Source organism: Mesorhizobium sp. M7A.T.Ca.US.000.02.2.1 (assembly GCF_003996995.1).
GTDB lineage: Bacteria > Pseudomonadota > Alphaproteobacteria > Rhizobiales > Rhizobiaceae > Mesorhizobium.
The window spans coordinates 1-15098 of sequence record NZ_RZTT01000116.1 but is presented as its reverse complement, the minus strand read 5'-3'; the positions used below and the strand labels follow the sequence as shown (position 1 = coordinate 15098).

General features: G+C 62.2%; 17 protein-coding genes and 1 pseudogene. 10 read left to right on the top strand and 8 right to left on the bottom strand.

Features of this window, described 5'->3' with window-relative positions; genetic code table 11:
* Positions 1-540 (bottom strand): GMC family oxidoreductase N-terminal domain-containing protein (locus EOD15_RS13640; protein WP_185928999.1); only part of this gene is annotated, 540 nt, incomplete at its 3' end.
* Between the two features lie 258 nt (positions 541-798).
* Between EOD15_RS13640 and EOD15_RS13635 the strand changes: the two genes are divergently transcribed.
* The 3 genes from EOD15_RS13635 to EOD15_RS13625 all read left to right on the top strand — a co-directional run bounded on the left by EOD15_RS13635 (position 799) and on the right by EOD15_RS13625 (position 2911).
* Entirely contained in the window at positions 799-1740 is a 942-nt protein-coding gene (locus EOD15_RS13635; RefSeq protein WP_127319667.1) for a phosphoribosylaminoimidazolesuccinocarboxamide synthase, read from the top strand.
* A 368-nt stretch (positions 1741-2108) separates the two neighbouring features.
* Positions 2109-2504, top strand: a complete 396-nt coding sequence (locus tag EOD15_RS13630; protein ID WP_023809765.1) for an acyl-CoA thioesterase — start codon at positions 2109-2111, stop codon at positions 2502-2504.
* A gap of 116 nt (positions 2505-2620) precedes the next feature.
* On the top strand, positions 2621-2911 hold the full coding sequence (locus EOD15_RS13625) for a hypothetical protein (protein ID WP_164761650.1): 291 nt from the start codon (positions 2621-2623) through the stop codon (positions 2909-2911).
* Positions 2912-2973: 62 nt separating this feature from the next.
* On the opposite strand, the gene EOD15_RS13620 is transcribed toward EOD15_RS13625, so the two are convergent.
* The gene (locus EOD15_RS13620) at positions 2974-3342 is read right to left on the bottom strand and encodes a helix-turn-helix domain-containing protein (RefSeq protein ID WP_024504168.1); all 369 of its coding nucleotides are present in this window, start codon (positions 3340-3342) and stop codon (positions 2974-2976) included.
* 89 nt (positions 3343-3431) lie between these two features.
* On the opposite strand from EOD15_RS13620, the gene EOD15_RS13615 reads away from it, so the two are divergent.
* Positions 3432-4037 carry an NADPH-dependent FMN reductase gene (locus EOD15_RS13615; RefSeq protein WP_127319669.1) on the top strand — a complete coding sequence of 202 codons (606 nt, stop codon included), beginning with the start codon at positions 3432-3434 and terminating at the stop codon, positions 4035-4037.
* A 60-nt stretch (positions 4038-4097) separates the two neighbouring features.
* On the opposite strand, the gene EOD15_RS13610 is transcribed toward EOD15_RS13615, so the two are convergent.
* A complete protein-coding gene (locus EOD15_RS13610; protein ID WP_127319671.1) occupies positions 4098-4904 on the bottom strand; it encodes an MBL fold metallo-hydrolase in 807 nt (268 codons plus the stop codon).
* Between the two features lie 284 nt (positions 4905-5188).
* Between EOD15_RS13610 and EOD15_RS13600 the strand changes: the two genes are divergently transcribed.
* Positions 5189-6115, top strand: coding sequence for a DMT family transporter (locus tag EOD15_RS13600; RefSeq protein WP_127319673.1), 927 nt, complete (start codon positions 5189-5191; stop codon positions 6113-6115).
* Between the two features lie 10 nt (positions 6116-6125).
* Here the strand turns inward: EOD15_RS13600 and EOD15_RS13595 are convergent, their stop codons facing one another.
* A complete protein-coding gene (locus tag EOD15_RS13595; RefSeq protein ID WP_127319675.1) occupies positions 6126-7034 on the bottom strand; it encodes an alpha/beta hydrolase in 909 nt (302 codons plus the stop codon).
* 117 nt (positions 7035-7151) lie between these two features.
* On the opposite strand from EOD15_RS13595, the gene EOD15_RS13590 reads away from it, so the two are divergent.
* Entirely contained in the window at positions 7152-7850 is a 699-nt protein-coding gene (locus EOD15_RS13590; RefSeq protein ID WP_127326828.1) for a CGNR zinc finger domain-containing protein, read from the top strand.
* Between the two features lie 50 nt (positions 7851-7900).
* On the opposite strand, the gene EOD15_RS13585 is transcribed toward EOD15_RS13590, so the two are convergent.
* Positions 7901-9409 (bottom strand): winged helix-turn-helix domain-containing tetratricopeptide repeat protein, encoded by a 1509-nt coding sequence (locus EOD15_RS13585; RefSeq protein WP_127318576.1) that lies wholly within the window; start codon positions 9407-9409, stop codon positions 7901-7903.
* 230 nt (positions 9410-9639) lie between these two features.
* Between EOD15_RS13585 and EOD15_RS36740 the strand changes: the two genes are divergently transcribed.
* Positions 9640-9894: a DUF1127 domain-containing protein gene (locus tag EOD15_RS36740; RefSeq protein WP_127318578.1), complete on the top strand. Its 255-nt coding sequence runs from the start codon at positions 9640-9642 to the stop codon at positions 9892-9894.
* 147 nt (positions 9895-10041) lie between these two features.
* On the opposite strand, the pseudogene EOD15_RS13575 reads toward EOD15_RS36740, so the two are convergent.
* Positions 10042-10287 (bottom strand): annotated as a pseudogene (locus EOD15_RS13575) (winged helix-turn-helix transcriptional regulator); the annotation flags it as partial.
* A gap of 171 nt (positions 10288-10458) precedes the next feature.
* Between EOD15_RS13575 and EOD15_RS13570 the strand changes: the two are divergent.
* Together EOD15_RS13570 and EOD15_RS13565 are read left to right on the top strand one after the other, a co-directional pair.
* Positions 10459-11343 (top strand): NAD(P)-binding domain-containing protein, encoded by an 885-nt coding sequence (locus EOD15_RS13570; protein ID WP_127318574.1) that lies wholly within the window; start codon positions 10459-10461, stop codon positions 11341-11343.
* A gap of 1 nt (position 11344) precedes the next feature.
* Positions 11345-11737 carry a nuclear transport factor 2 family protein gene (locus tag EOD15_RS13565; RefSeq protein ID WP_127318572.1) on the top strand — a complete coding sequence of 131 codons (393 nt, stop codon included), beginning with the start codon at positions 11345-11347 and terminating at the stop codon, positions 11735-11737.
* 27 nt (positions 11738-11764) lie between these two features.
* Here EOD15_RS13565 and EOD15_RS13560 read toward each other — a convergent pair whose 3' ends face one another.
* On the bottom strand, positions 11765-13075 hold the full coding sequence (locus EOD15_RS13560) for a hemolysin family protein (RefSeq protein ID WP_127295019.1): 1311 nt from the start codon (positions 13073-13075) through the stop codon (positions 11765-11767).
* 75 nt (positions 13076-13150) lie between these two features.
* The gene (locus EOD15_RS13555) at positions 13151-14065 is read right to left on the bottom strand and encodes a LysR family transcriptional regulator (RefSeq protein ID WP_127318570.1); all 915 of its coding nucleotides are present in this window, start codon (positions 14063-14065) and stop codon (positions 13151-13153) included.
* Positions 14066-14192: 127 nt separating this feature from the next.
* Here EOD15_RS13555 and EOD15_RS13550 point away from each other — a divergent pair.
* Positions 14193-15098 (top strand): NAD(P)-dependent alcohol dehydrogenase (locus tag EOD15_RS13550; RefSeq protein ID WP_148129545.1); only part of this gene is annotated, 906 nt, incomplete at its 3' end.

Below are 15098 nucleotides of genomic sequence, written 5' to 3'. Positions count from 1 at the left end.
TTCCTGGACGGCGCCGTTGAAATCCGGGTTGAGCGGCAGGCCGGCCTGCTGGCCGGCGGCGAGATAGCGCTTGGTCAGCGGGTGGACGGCGTCCGAACAGTCGGTGACATGCAGCGGGCCGCCCGTGCCGCGCCATGTGTCGGCACCGGCCTGGTTGTTCTCGAGCGCCTTGAAGGTGGGCAGCAGATCGTCATAGCCCCAGCCGGGATTGCCGGCGGCTGCCCAGGCATCGAAATCCTCGCGCGCGCCCCTGATCCAGACCATGGCGTTGATCGAGCTCGAACCGCCGAGCAGCTTGCCGCGCGGCCAGTGATCGGAATTGCCGGCGAGGCCCGGGTCCGGCTCGGCCTTGTAGTTCCAGTTGACGTCGGGATCGAAGAAGGTCTTGCCGTAGCCGAGCGGCATCTGGACGTAGAAGCGGCGGTCGGTGCCGCCGGCCTCCAGCACCAGCACCGAGAAGCGTCCCGAGGCCGAGAGTTTTTCGGCCAGGACCGAGCCGGCCGAGCCGGAGCCGACGATGATGAAATCATAGGTCTGCATGATGATGCGGGCGGCTCCGGAAAATTGGCTGCAGCCTAGACGCGGCGGCGCTCCCAAGTCGCCGCGCCTTCCGGCATCAGTTGTGAAAAAAGCGACCGCCGAACTGGTCGAGTTTGCGGGGATACCCGACAATCGCGCTTGATATGCACCGGGGCGACAGCTTATGCGATGGCATTATCTTGGCGCATGATTTTCTCCGAAAAGTCTGCAACTTTTCGGGATCATGCTCTGGCCACTCTGCGGAAGGCAGGAAATCATATGCGAACCCTCCCTGACGCGTTCATTCCCGAACTGCCGGGCCACTACAGCGGCAAGGTCCGCGAGAACTATGACCTTGCGGATGGCAGGCGCATCATCATCGCCACCGACCGGCTCAGTGCCTTCGACACCATCCTGACGTCGATCCCCTACAAGGGCGAGATCCTTACTCAGACGGCGCGCTACTGGTTCGAGGAAACCGCCGACATCTGCCCGAACCATGTTCTCGAATACCCCGACCCGAACGTCGTCGTCGGCACAAGGCTCGACATCCTGCCGGTCGAGATCGTTGTGCGCGGTTATCTGGCGGGTACCACCAGCACCTCGATCCTGACGCGCTACAAGCGCGGTGACCGTGACATGTACGGTATCCGCCTGCCGGACGGCCTGCGCGACAATGAAAGACTGGCGGAGGCGATCATCACGCCGACCAGCAAGGCCGCGCATGGCGGCCATGACGAACCGCTGTCCAAAGCGGAGATTCTCGAGCAGGGTCTTCTCACGCAGGCGCAGTGGGATACCGTATCGGACTACGCCTTGCGGCTGTTCGCCCGCGGCCAGCAGCGCGCCACTGAGCGCGGCCTGATCCTGGCCGACACGAAATACGAATTCGGCACCGACAAGGACGGGACCATCATTCTTGCCGACGAAATCCACACGCCTGACAGCAGCCGGTACTGGATCGCATCGAGTTATGAACAGGCGCTCGCCAGCGGCAGCCGGCCGGAGAGTTTTGACAAGGATTTCATCCGCTCGTGGGTCTCGGCGCGCTGCGATCCCTATAGCGACCCTATTCCGAAGATTCCGGACGAGATCGTCGAACAGGCTTCCGGAGTGTACGCGCAGGCCTATGAGGCGATCACGGGCAAGGAATTTTCTCCAGACCTTTCCGGGGACAGCGTGCTCGATCGTATTCGCACGAACCTCAGGCGCTATTTCTGATCGACCTTCGCCGGGTGATGCGAACTGCCGTCTTCCACTCACCGCCATGCCAGAGCCCACCAACTCGGGTTAACGGAGCCTTCGCGGGGCGTTGGCTGACGGTGCATCAAACGAAAAACCCGCCTGTGCGGGCGGATCACTGGCGCAAATCAGCACCATAGGCAAAAATCTACCATAGCTGAGGGCACCAAGTCAAGAAAAAATTCCTATCGTGAAAAGCTGCCGGCAAAAAAGCTGCCGACACCGCGGCCCGGCTGTCGCAGGTCTTTTGTCGGTTCGGGAGCCCTGTGGCCATGTCGTGGCGCGTTGACCTTCGGGCGCCGTGACGATACGGGATCGAGGGCGGCCGGTCTCGAAGGATTTCTCGCATGGTGCACTACGCTGAAGGACGGCCGCTTGGCGATCTGACGCTGCGCACCTTGGCCATGCCTTCGGACGCCAATGCAGCCGGCGACATTTTCGGCGGCTGGGTGATGGCGCAGATGGACCTGGCCTGCGGCATCCGCGCCGCCGAGCGCGCCAAGGGCCGCGTGGTGACGGCGGCGGTCAAGGAAATGTCCTTCGCCAAGCCGATGAAGATCGGCGACACGCTGTGCATCTACACCCATGTCGAGCGCGTCGGCCGCACCTCGATGACGCTCAAGGTCGAAGCCTGGGCGCAGCGCTACCTCTCCGACCTGATGGAAAAGGTCACCCATGCCGATTTCGTCATGGTGGCGCTGGATGGCGAGGGCAAGCCGAAAGCGGTTCCTGCCGAAAGCTGACGCAAGCCGTTTCTCCCACGCTTGATCATTTGTAACATGCCTCTCCGGGGAGACACGTTTCGCGACATCCAATGGTTGCCTCGGTGCCCGATCCTGCTGCAATCGGAGGAGAGACAATGCGTCAACATCTGCTGAACGGTTGGCTCGTGGCAGCCCTGGTCGCGACGACCTGCCTGCTCGGCGTGACCGCCTACGCGGAGGTGAAGGAAGATATCTCGCGCGGTGCCTGCACGCATGGGGAACAGCTCCCGGCGAGCAGGGCGCACGGTGTGATAGCTGTGGCGCCGCGCGATGCGATGTCCGCGCATCAGGAGCCTGAGCGGCAGCCGTCAGGGGACGGCATGAGCGGCAATCCGCCAGCCAAAACGGCGCGTGCATTCGGGCAACGATACGCGCAGCCGAGATAGAATTTCCGATCGGGCAAGCCGGATGTTGCGTGCGCGTCTGAATCCCTTGCAGCGCAAGGGTTTCAGACGCGGGCGCCGTCGAATTTTTCGCGCGCCGCCTTGACGCGCATGGTGTTCGCGCGCGCCCATTCGCTCAGTGCGCTGACGGGGATCAGCAGCTCGTGGCCGAGCTCGGTCAGCTCATAATCGACGCGCGGTGGAATGGTTGGAAACACGGTGCGGGTGACGAAGCCGTCACGCTCCAGCCCGCGCAAGGTGGTGGTCAGCATCTTCTGCGAGATGCCGCCGACGGCGGCGCGCAATTCGTTGAAACGCAGCGGTCCGTCGCCCAGCTTGCCGACGACCAGAACGGTCCATTTGTCGCCGACGCGCTGCAGGATTTCCGAGATGGCGCGGCAGTCTTCGGAGCGGTGTGGGTGCCTCGGTAACAAAAAAGTGCCTTCTTGTGCATCGCGTTTGCAGTATCTCATATAGCGCAGGTATCCAAATGATACCAGTACTTCGTGCAAGGAGAGCCCTTATGTCCAAACCCAAAATTGCCATCGTCGTCGGATCGACGCGCGCCGCTCGTTTCGCCGATGTGCCAACCCAGTGGATCGCCAAAATCGCCAAGTCGCATGCCGACATAGACGTCGAGATCGTCGACCTGCGCGACTTCCCGCTGCCGTTCTTCGACGAGGTCGCATCCTCCGCCTGGGCGCCGTCGCAGAACGAAGTGGCACAGCGCTGGCAGAAGAAGGTCGCCGAATTCGACGGCTTCATCTTCACCGCCGCCGAATACAATCATGGCCCGACGGCCGTGTTGAAGAACGCCATCGACTACGCCGCCAATGAATGGAACAAGAAGTCGGCCGGCTTCGTCGGTTATGGCAGCGTCGGCGGCTCGCGTGCCGTCGAACAGCTTAGACTGTATGCCGTCGAATTGCAGATGGCGCCGGTCAAGTCGGCCGTCCATATCGCCTGGGGCGATTTCCTCGCCGTCCGCCAGGGCGAGAAGAAGCTGGAAGACCTCGAGCATCTGAACCAGGCCGCCACCGCGCTGGTCAACGATGTTGCGTGGTGGGCCAAGGTGCTCAAGGCAGCGCGTCAGGCCGACGCCGTTGCCGAGGAAGTCAAGGCGGCCTGACCGCCAATTCGAGTTATCCTCCCAAGGATCCGGGGCGGCGCTTGCGTCGCCCTTTTTCAATTATAGCGGCTCGAATTGAAAGCTGGCGCCGGATCGGACGACGCGGCCGATGCCGGGCGAATCCAGATGCGCGCCGGCAACGAAACAATGTTCGTCGGCTGCAAGCGCCAGCAACCGCAACCGGCTTTCGCGCGCCTGGTCCTGATCGGCGTCGAATTCCCACGTCACCTCAGGTCGATCGAACTGAAGCGATGGGACGTGAACGGTGTCGCCCCAAATCAGAACGCGTTCGCCGCCGCTCGAAACGCAAAAGCAGCTATGTCCCGCTTCATGGCCATGAGCGTCGACAATGTCGACATGTGTCCCGATACGGTCTCCGGCTTCGAAGGGTTCTGCCATGCCGTGAAATCGTTCGAGCCGCGCTTCGGCGCGAAAAAAGGCGAGTTCTTCCCCGGGAACGAGCAAGCGCGCCAGGCGCGGGAAAGCGTCGCGGCCGTCGGCAAGCACAAGACCATGGATGTGGTCGAGATGCGTGTGGGTGAAGCAGACGGTACGGACTCGTCCGGCATCGATGCCAGCTTCGTCCAGCGCCTCGGGAAGTCGGCCCATGGTGGGATGCCAGGCGTTCGAGGCGCCGGTATCGATCAGGATGATCCCGTTTCCATCGTCAATCGCGAAGGCATTGACGGAAAGCCTGAGTTGACCAGCAACCAACGCGACTTGTTGCGGCAATTCATCGCCAAATGGCTTGCCGCGTTGCCGAAGCCGTCCGATCGGCATGTCGACATAGCCGTCGCGCAAGGAGGTGATGCGCAAGTCACCAAGATCGTAGGTCTGATAAAGGTCGCCTGAGGCTATGCGGCGCATTTTTTCGATCCGTCTGTAAACAATCGACAACATGCGACGGGCCAGCCGCGTCGGCAACCCGCCCCGTCAATTCGATCTATGCCATGTGTGCAGGCGTCGCCTGCCTCGGCCGTATGATGCAGTCGGCGAGGCGGTCCGCCTCGTCCAACTCGTCGGTATGGTGCTGATATCCGGATGTCGCGATAGCCGCGAACACGATGCCAATCGGGGTTGGACTGCTACATCGACGGGACTGCCATCTGGTCGCGCCCTTTGCCCTGATATATCCGGCTGCAATCCGTCACATGAGTGAAGCCGTGAAGACATCCAGCCTGACCGGCGCCGTTTCCCCGATGATCCCGGTGCTCGTATGCGCGCTGGCGATCTTCCTGCTGTCCGGGATGGATGCGGCGATGAAGATCCTGGTCATCGCGGTCGGCGTCTACAACACCTTGCTGTGGCGCAGCATGGTTGCGACCGTGGTCGCGGGCGCGGCCTGGCTGGCGGGACCGCGCCTAAAGCCAACCGTTCCGGTGCTGAGGCTGCATGCGCTGCGTGCCGCGATTGTCGGCGTCGTCCTGATATCCTTCTTCTGGGGCTTGGCCAGGCTGCCGCTCGCGGAGGCGATCGGGCTCAGCTTCGTGGCGCCCCTGTTTGCCCTGTTTCTCGCCGCGCTGTTGCTGGGCGAACGGATCCGGCGCCAGGCTGTCTGGGCATCGTTGGCCGGCATCGCCGGCGTCGCCATCATCATGGCCGGCCAGTTCGGGAAGGCAGACTATTCGCAAGATGCCATGCTCGGCACGGCGGCGGTGCTCGTATCGACGGTGTTCTACGGCTACAATCTCATCCTCGCCCGGCAACAGGCGCAGTTGGCCAAGCCGATCGAGATCATGCTGTTCCAGAACCTTTGCGTTGCCATCCTCCTCGGCCTCGCGGCACCCTGGCTCGCCGTCGCCCTGCCGAGCAATCTGTGGCTTCCTTTGGCCGGGGTGACGGTGCTGTCGCTCGCCGGGCAATTCCTGATGAGCTGGTCCTACGCCCGCGCCGAAGCGCAATATCTGATCCCGACGGAATACTCGGCCTTCATCTGGGCGGTCGCGCTCGGCTGGTTCTTCTTCGGCGAGGAGGCGACCTGGACCACCTTGGCCGGAGCATGCCTGATCGTCGCCGGCTGCCTGATCGCGGCGCGGGCCAATCCAAGGCTTGCCGAGCCCATCGAAATGGCGGTTTGAGCGTCGACGTTCAGCGTCCTGCAGGTTCGCGAAAGACCCCAGTCTCCACCTCGTGGATGAAGTGAGCGATGAGAGCCGCGCATTGGCGATGATGCGTTTCGAGAAGCATGTGTCCGCTCTCAAAGACATGGATTTCGACTGCGTCGAGGTCGCGGCTGTAGGCCATGATCTCGTCCAGCGCGAAGAAGGCGTCGTGCCGTCCCCACAGCACGAGACATGCTGGCTGTTGGTCGCGGAGATAGGCTTGGATGGCCGGGAAGCGCGCGATGTGCGAGCCATAATCGGTGAAGAGTTCGAACTGAATGTCGGTGTTGCCGGGCCTCGCCAGGCGCTCCGTATCGAGATACCAACCCTCGGGCGGAAACAACACCTTCAGACGCTCGGGGAGACCGCCGATATATTGGTTTCGGGTCCCCTCGAAATTCATCCAGTCCGGCAGTTTGGCGCGGTTTTCTTCAGTCGGTTCGGCGAAGAATGCCTTCGGCGCGTCCCATTCCGGTCCCAGCCCCTCGTCATGAGCATTGCTGTCCTGCGCGATCAGGCCGAGGATGCGATCCGGCTGCCGTGTGGCGAGATGGTAGCCGACAGGCGTGCCGAAGTCAGTGATGTAGAGGAAGAATCGCTGCATGCCGAGGGCCTCGACGAAGGCTTCGATCGTGTTGGCCAGGTTCTCGAACGTGTAGTCATAGGCATCGATGGAAGGGGCGGACGAAAAGCCGAAACCGGGCAGGTCCGGCGCCACCACATAGGCTGTCTCCGCCAGCGGTTCGATGACATTGCGATAGACGTGCGACGAAGTCGGATATCCGTGCAGCAGCAGGATTGCCGGTCTGCCGGGGTCGCCGGCATGACGGTAGAAGATGTCGAGGCCGTCGACATTGATGGTTTCGTGGTAGGTCTTGTAACGATTGCTGCACATCCTCTCTCTCCCAGTGGTCCGCGCCGACCTGGCGGTGCTATGGGTTTGACACCACGTATCCCTGTGATAGTGGTTACATCATGTAACCGTATAATGCGGTTAATGAGGTTATGTTCCGTGGGCGATGCATACACCGAATGGGTGCCGGATCACTTCATCGGCGGGCATCCCGCTTTGGACCTGTCGAATGCCGTGTTCGACCGGCGGGCGCCGGCAGCTGATAATGAACTGTTCAAGTCCGTCCGGGATGTTGCGAACTGGTTCAACGCCTCAGGGCTTGCCGACGATCGCCAGGCGCAGGCCGTTGCCGAGATAGCGGATGGGCGGTTCGTGGAGCGCGTCCGCGAAGTGCGGGAGGCGTCATTTCAGATTTTCGAGTCGATCGCCGCGGGCAAACCGTCTGCGGAAGAACCGCTAGATCATGTCACCGTTTCACGGGAACGGCGAGCTGCTCTAACTCTTTGTTTTGACGCAATCCCGGACGGAAAACCGCTTCACACTTTTCCTGGAATTGCTCTAGGCGTGTTATTCTCGCGCACGGCAAGCTCGCTTGCCGCCGGCTCTATCGAACTGGATGGCACCAGGCCGAAGCTTGCCCTTGCCCGGTGGCGGGACCCGGACGCCGTCACCGCCTTGCTGGCCATGCTGTCCATTGAAGCGTTCTTCACCCTGCCGCGCGACAGGCTGCATTCCTGCCCTCGCTGTGGCTGGCTTTTCCTCGATACGTCGCGAGGCGGCAAGCGGCGCTGGTGCAGCATGCGCACCTGCGGCAACCGCGAGAAGGTCTCGCGCCACCGAGATCATGCCCATGCCTAGACCCGGGTTAGCCACGTCGTTTTGCTGCGGGCAGGCCGAATACCGGCGCGTCACTCCGGAAGACCGGCCTTGCGAAAACCATCGACGAAATGCTCGAGCGTAGCGGCGTCGCGGAATGGCTCGGTCGTCGCCCAGTGATGGGTTGTGAAATGCGGGTTGCCGACGAGAAACAGTTCGGCCTCCGCGCGCGCCTCGTCGAGCCGGCCGAGTTGGGCCAGGCTTGCGGCCAGGAAACGGCGTGAGCTTGTGCGATAGGTCTCGTCACGGCGCAACGTCTCGATAGCGGCTTGGTAGTCGCGCGCCGCATATTGCGCCTGGCCGAGCGTCAGATAGTACCAGCTCGCCGGAAACGGGTTCAGCCGGAACGCCTTGCCGATGTGCTCGAGGCCTTCTTCGACCCGTCCAGCCAGGACCGCGATGTCGGACAATGCCGCCCAGGTGTCGGCCTCGTTCGGGTCGAGCTCGATCGCCTTGGCGAATTCCGCATCCGCTTCAGTGAAACTGCGCTCATAGGCAAGCAGATAAGCCAGGATCCAGCGACAGCCGGCATCGTTGGGATCGATCGCCACGGCCTTGCGCGCCAGCTCCAAGGCAACGCTGCGGGCAGCTTCGGTTGGTCCGCCCCAATGCACCCGTCCCATCCAGTGGTTCATGGCAAGCCAGCGATAGGGCTCGGCGTAATCAGGATCGAGCGACACCGCGCGCGTCAGCATCAGATGCGCTTCCTGCGCCATCTGCGGCGAATCGTCGATCAGCTTGCGCGCCCGCACGCAGAGATCGTAAGCCTCGAGATTGCTGGGTCGGTTGCGCGGCGGCGGCGCGCGCAGACGGCCAAGCAACGCCTCCACAATCTTGGCCGTAACCTCGTCCTGAACGGCAAAGATATCGTCCAGGCCGCGATCGAAGCGTTCCGCCCAGAGATGGTCGCCGCTCACCGCGTCGACCAGCTGTGCGTTGATGCGCACGCGCCCCGCGGCGCGTCTTGCGCTGCCTTCCAGCAGGTAGCGCACGCCAAGATCCCCGGCGATCTCGCGCACGTCCATCGCTTTTCCCTTGTAGGCAAAGGTCGAGTTGCGGGCGATGACGAACAGGCCGGAGATCCTGGACAGGTCGGTGATGAGGTCTTCGGTCAACCCGTCCACGAAGGAATCCTGCTCGGGATCGTTGCTGAAATTGACGAAGGGCAGCACGGCTATCGATGGTTTGTCGGGCAGCGGCAAGGGTTTTCGCTTGGCCTCGCCGAGCTGTTCGACGGCCCCCGTGAAACGGTAGCCGACGCGCGGAACGGTGGATATCCATTCGCCGTTCTCGCCGACAGGACCAAGCAGCTTGCGCAACTGCGCGATCTGGACGGTGAGGTTGCCTTCCTCCACGGCCGTGCCCGGCCATGCAGCGTCCATCAACTCGGCCTTCCCCAAGATTTCACCGGGCCGCCCGACGAGTGCTGCAAGCAGGCTCAGCCCGCGATAGCCAACGGCAACGGGGACGTCGTTCCGAAGCAGCGTTCCCGCACCCGGATCAAGCACGAACGGACCAAAGGCAAAACGCGATCCCTGCATAGGCGCATCTATAGAGCAATTACAGGAAAAGTGTGAAGCGGTTTTCTGTTCGGAATTGCGTCAAAACAAAGGGTTAGAGTAGTTTGCCGGTTCCGTGAGCCGGTGAACTGCTCTGACTCGTTTGGAAGTTTTGAGAACTATTTGGGAGGGCTTAATTACGGCGCCGTCCGTATCGCGCAGAATTCAACCTCATCGAGAGCCCTAGGCCCTCAAACCATATGGAGGTTGCCATGACCAATACACTTGCATCAGCCCAGCGTTGTGCAGCGCGACCGGGAACGCCCGTGCGGCCGGCATCGCGCCGGCTCCTGAAGACCCTGCGAAGCATCATAGCGAGTTGGCACGATCGGACCTGGCGCGAACGGATACGCTTTCGCTGGCAACTCAGGCAGATGTCGAAGGACAATCCGCATCTGATCGACGATATCGGCCTGACGATACAGCAGGTCGAGGGAGAGATCGCCAAGCCCTTCTGGGAACGATAGAGCGAATGCCGCAATTGCGTCGGGCGTCAGCGCACCGCCTCGCGATGGGCGCCCAAACCGAGGTCGCTTTGGGCGACATGCATCAGAGCGCATCCATATGTACGCCATGGCAATCTGAGTGCAGCCGGGCAGGCCGAATTGCTCGGCCCACAGACATAGTGAACCTGCTGCTGCGTTGAGCGCCGCGCCGCGTTCTGTCAGCGAATAGACTACTTTCGCTGGAACCACGGAAAAGACCTTGCGGTCGACAAGGCCGTCCGCCTCCAGTTCTCGCAATTGTTGCGCCAGCATCTTTTCACTGATGCCAGAGAGCGCCTGTTTCAATCGACCAAATCTGCGCGACGCCGTTCCGAGTTCGCAAAGGATATCTACTTTCCACTTTCCTTCGACCATCCTGACGGCCGCTGCAAAGCCATTGTCCGCGGAATTGTTCATCGCGCGTTCCTTACCTTCTGGTGACCACTTACGCCTGGGTGCGTATCGCGCGCCGCTCGTTTTGACATACCTCTCAAGACGATCACAGCAAAACGCGGTCTGACGCCGCCAATTGATATGGAGTGTGGAATGAAGCTTTCAATCACGGTTATTGGAACGGGCCGTATGGGCTCGGCGCTCGCCGGCAGCCTGCTTCAGTCCGGATATCCGACGACTGTCTGGAACAGAACCAGACAGAAGACCGATCCACTCGCCAGGCTGGGCGCAATCGTCGCGCCCTCCGTCGAGGAAGCCGTGAACGCAGGCGAGATCATCATTGTGAATGTCAGCGACTATGAGGCGACAAAAGCGCTTCTCCACAGTGACGCCATCGCCTCAGCCATTCGCGGCAAGCTGATCGTGGAGTTGACTTCCGGGACGCCAAATGGCGCACGGGAAGCGGCTGAATGGTATAGGGAGCACGGCGCAAGCTACCTTGATGGCGCGATCATGGCGACGCCGGATTATATCGGCACGGACGCCGGAACCATCCTGCTTGCCGGGCCAAGGGCGGCTTTCGACACGAACCGCGATGTGTTTCGCGCTTTGGGTGGCAATGTTCAGCACGTTGGCGAAGAACCAGGGCGTGCGAACGGGCTCGATAGCGCACTACTGGCTATCATGTGGGGCGCTCTGTTCGGGACGCTCCATGCGATCGCCGTGTCGCAGGCCGAAGAGATCGAACTCGGTGAACTGGCGCGGCAGTGGTCCGCGACGGCGCCGGTCATTGACGGCCTGGTGACCGACCTCATCAAGCGGACGAGCGCTGGCCGATTTGCCAGCGATAACGAAACGCTCTCGTCGATCTCGGCGCACCACGGCGCAATGCAGCATCTATTGGAGTTGATGCAGTTCCGCGAAATCGACCGTTCAATAGTCGATGGTTATGATGCGATATTCAAACGGGCCATAGCGGCGGGCCACTTGCACGATGATTTCGCCGCGCTCTCGAACTTTCTGGCGACAGGGAAGTAGCATGCCTTTGACGCATCTCATTGATAAGTATTGTGCATCGTGGTCCACCGAAAACGCCGAGAAGCGGCGGGTGTCGCTGTTATCGATCTTGAGCGATGGCGCGACGTATACCGATCCAACCGTTCACGCAGTTGGTGCTGAAGAACTTCTAGCCCACATTGCAGGAATTCAGAGCGAGTATCCGGGTGCATGCATTCTGCGGACCAGCAACGTGGATGTTCATCACGGCGTCGCGCGCTTCGCGTGGAAGTTTGTGATGCCTGACGGTTCGTCTTTACCCGAGGGCCTGGACATCGCTTTTCTGGATGAGGAGCAGAAACGGATAACGCGCATCATTGGCTTCTTCGGTTTGTTGAAACCAGCTCGATCTCTGGCAGAGGGCGGCGTCAGCTAACCGGTCAAAAGCTGACATTCGAACATGTCAGCGCACCGCCTCGCGGTGGGCGCCGGGCAGGCGGGTGGCGATCAGCTTGTCGATGCGGCGGCCGTCGAGATCGACCACCTCGAAGCGCCAGCCCTGGGCGTCGACGCATTCGCCGGTCGCCGGCAGATGGTGCATGTGCGACAGCACATAACCGGCGACGGTTTCGTAATCGCGGTTTTCCGGCAGATCGATGCCGAGAATGTCGGCCATCTCGTCGGCCTGCATGTAGCCGGCGAGCAGCCACGAGCCGTCCTCGCGCTTGACCGCGTTCTCCTCGTCGCCGGCGTCTGTGTCCGCGCGGAACACGCCGGTGATGGCTTCCAGAATGTCGGCCGGGGTGACGATGCCTTCGAAATGGCCGTATTCGTCATGCACCAGCGCCATCGGCACGTCGGATTCCTTCAGCTTCTGCAGCACATCCAGCGCGTCGGCCTGGTCGTAGACGATGGGGGCTGCGCGCACATGCCTGCGCGGGTCGAGCACGCGGCCGGCAAGCAACGCGGCCAGCACGTCACGCGTCTGGACGACGCCGACCATGACGTCGACGCCGCCGTCGCCTGCCGGCAGGCGCGAATGCTGGGTTTCCATGAGCAGCTTGCGGATGGCCGCCTCGTCGGATTGCAGATTGATCCAGTCGACTTCGGTGCGCGGCGTCATCACCGCGCGCACGGCGCGGTCGCCAAGCCGCATGACGCCTGCGATCATGCGCCGCTCGTCGGATTCGATGGTGCCGTGATGCTCGGCCTCGGCGACCAGCATCTTGATCTCCTCATCGGTGACCTTCTCCTCGCTTTCGCCGCGCTGGCCGAGAAGCCACAATATGGTGCGGCCGGAGAAATCGAGCAGGAAGACCAGCGGCGCCGAGACGGTGGCGAGGATGGTCATTGCCGGAGCGACCCTGGCGGCGACCCGCTCGGGGTCACGCAACGCGATCTGCTTGGGCACCAGTTCGCCGACGATCAGCGAGAAATAGGTGATGATGGCGACGACGATGCCGACGCCGAGCGGATCGGCGACGGTCTCGCGGATGCCGGTCGAAGCCAGGAACTGCGCCAGCCGTTCGCCGAGCGTGGCGCCGGAAAAGGCGCCGGAGAGGACGCCGACCAGGGTGATGCCGATCTGCACCGAGGACAGGAACTTGCCGGGATTGGATCCCAGCTCGAGCGCGCGGCCGGCGCCATTGATGCCGCGGTCGATCATCGCTTTCAGGCGGGCCGGTCGCGACGAGACGATGGCAAGTTCGGACATCGACAGAAGGCCGTTCACACAGATGAGGACGACCACGATAGCGATTTCTACGTATAACATGAGCGGTCAATAGCATTGCGGCGCGGTCTTCGAAAATAGTCCGACGTGATTTTTGAGAAATGACCGGCATTTCGGTCACGCGGCATCCCAGGGCGGCGTCGAAAAATGTTCGACGAGGGCGTCGACGACAACCCGTACCTTTGGCGTGAGCGCGCGCGTTACCGGCCAGACGGCATGCACGACGATGTTCTCGACCAGGCAGTCCGACAGCACCATTTCGAGATCGCCGCTTTTGAGGCTGTCGGCGGCCAGCCATGTCGGCAGGAAGGCGATGCCGCAGCCGGCGAGCGCTGCATCCAGCATCGGTTCGCCATGGCCGAGAACGAGTCGCGCCTTGGGCATGAAGGTTGCGAGATGGCCGTCGGAATGCCTGATCACCCAGGGCCGGACGATGCCCTCGCGACCGTAGCCAATGACGCTGTGATCGGCGAGATCCTCGACCGATTGCGGCCGGCCATGCCTGTCGAGATAGTCGGGAGCCGCGCATATGGCCGAGCGCTGGGCGTAGAGGCGCCTGGCCGCAAGCGACAGGCTGTCGTCGAGTTCGCCCATGCGGATCGCCAGGTCGATGCCCTCCTCGATCAGGTCGACGCGGCGGTCATTGAAGGAGACTTCCACCGTCAGGTCCGGAAATTTCTTCGAAATCTCGAACAGCACGGGGGCGACGCAGCGTCGGCCGAAGGCCAGCGGCACGTCGATCCGAAGCCGGCCAGACGGGACCTGACGGCGCGAGGCAAGCAGCGACTGTGCGGCTTCGATCTCGGCAAGGGCCCGGACGCAGGCTTCATAATAGCTGACGCCTTCGCTGGTCGGGCTGAGGCTGCGGGTGGTGCGGTTCAGCAAGCGGACGCCGAGTCTCTGCTCCAGCTGCGCGATCGATTTGCCGATCGCCGACTTCGTCACATGCAGCCGCTCGCCGGCGCTGGTGAAGCTGCCGGCCTCCACCGCCTGAACAAACGCGACGATGCCTTGCAGGTCGGCCGTTTCCATGGCGATTTCCTATTGTTGAATTTTGATCCGCAATCAGTGTCAAATTATACCGCACGGAAGCACTATTTTCTATAGTTGAAAGGCATAAATGTCTCGCCTGGCATCAACGCACGGAGCGCGACACGACATGAGCACCCCAATCAACAGATCTTGGCAGATGAGCGGTTTTGGCCTGTCGAGGCTAAGCCAGGTGGAAGGCAAGGTGCCCGAGCCAGGGGCGCACGATTTGCTGGTGCGGACCCAGGCCGTGTCGCTCAACTACAAGGACAAGATGATCGTAGACGGCGTGCTGATCCCCGACCTTGCCTTTCCCTTCGTGCCGACATCCGACGCGGTGGGTGAAGTGGTGGCCGTCGGCAGTGCGGTCAGCCGCTTTCAGGTCGGCCAGCGCGTGCTCGGCCAGGTGATCGCCGATTGGCCGGATGGCGACGCACCGCCGGTGCTGCATAAGCACACGCTGGGGTCGTCGCTGTCGGGCATGCTTTCCGACCATGTCATCTTCGGCGAGGACGCCGCGGTGCTGGCGCCGCCATCGCTCGGCGATATCGAGGCCGCGACATTGCCGATCGCGGCGCTGACGGCCTGGTTCGCCATGGCCGAAGCGACCAGACCGGTGCCGGGCCAGACCATTCTGATCCAGGGCACCGGCGGCGTGTCGCTGTTTGCCCTGCAGTTCGCCACCGCGTTCGGCCTGCGCGCCATCGTCACCTCAAGCAGCGATGAAAAGCTTGAGCGGGCAAGAAAGCTCGGCGCCTGGCAAGGGATCAACTACCGCACGCAACCGGCCTGGGACGAGGCCGCGCGTGAGCTGACGAACGGGCTGGGCGTCAACCACGTGCTGGAAATGGTCGGCGGCGATAATGCACGGCGATCGCTGAATGCGCTCGCCGCCGACGGTCGGCTGTCGATCATCGGCCTGTTGGGCGCGATGGAGCTCAGCTTCCCTATCATGCCCTTCATGCGCAACCGCATCACCGTGCAGGGCCTGTCGGTTGGCCATCGCCGCGCCTTCGAACGTATGAATCAGGCGATC

Coding starts and splice junctions, on each gene's coding strand:
- EOD15_RS13585 (WP_127318576.1), bottom strand. CDS start 9,409: ATGCAGGGATCGCGTTTTGCCTTTGGTCCGTTCGTGCTTGATCCGGGT.
- EOD15_RS13635 (WP_127319667.1), top strand. CDS start 799: ATGCGAACCCTCCCTGACGCGTTCATTCCCGAACTGCCGGGCCACTAC.
- EOD15_RS13570 (WP_127318574.1), top strand. CDS start 10,459: ATGAAGCTTTCAATCACGGTTATTGGAACGGGCCGTATGGGCTCGGCG.
- EOD15_RS13630 (WP_023809765.1), top strand. CDS start 2,109: ATGGTGCACTACGCTGAAGGACGGCCGCTTGGCGATCTGACGCTGCGC.
- EOD15_RS13560 (WP_127295019.1), bottom strand. CDS start 13,075: ATGTTATACGTAGAAATCGCTATCGTGGTCGTCCTCATCTGTGTGAAC.
- EOD15_RS13565 (WP_127318572.1), top strand. CDS start 11,345: ATGCCTTTGACGCATCTCATTGATAAGTATTGTGCATCGTGGTCCACC.
- EOD15_RS36740 (WP_127318578.1), top strand. CDS start 9,640: ATGACCAATACACTTGCATCAGCCCAGCGTTGTGCAGCGCGACCGGGA.
- EOD15_RS13595 (WP_127319675.1), bottom strand. CDS start 7,034: ATGTGCAGCAATCGTTACAAGACCTACCACGAAACCATCAATGTCGAC.
- EOD15_RS13600 (WP_127319673.1), top strand. CDS start 5,189: ATGAGTGAAGCCGTGAAGACATCCAGCCTGACCGGCGCCGTTTCCCCG.
- EOD15_RS13625 (WP_164761650.1), top strand. CDS start 2,621: ATGCGTCAACATCTGCTGAACGGTTGGCTCGTGGCAGCCCTGGTCGCG.
- EOD15_RS13615 (WP_127319669.1), top strand. CDS start 3,432: ATGTCCAAACCCAAAATTGCCATCGTCGTCGGATCGACGCGCGCCGCT.
- EOD15_RS13610 (WP_127319671.1), bottom strand. CDS start 4,904: ATGCGCCGCATAGCCTCAGGCGACCTTTATCAGACCTACGATCTTGGT.
- EOD15_RS13555 (WP_127318570.1), bottom strand. CDS start 14,065: ATGGAAACGGCCGACCTGCAAGGCATCGTCGCGTTTGTTCAGGCGGTG.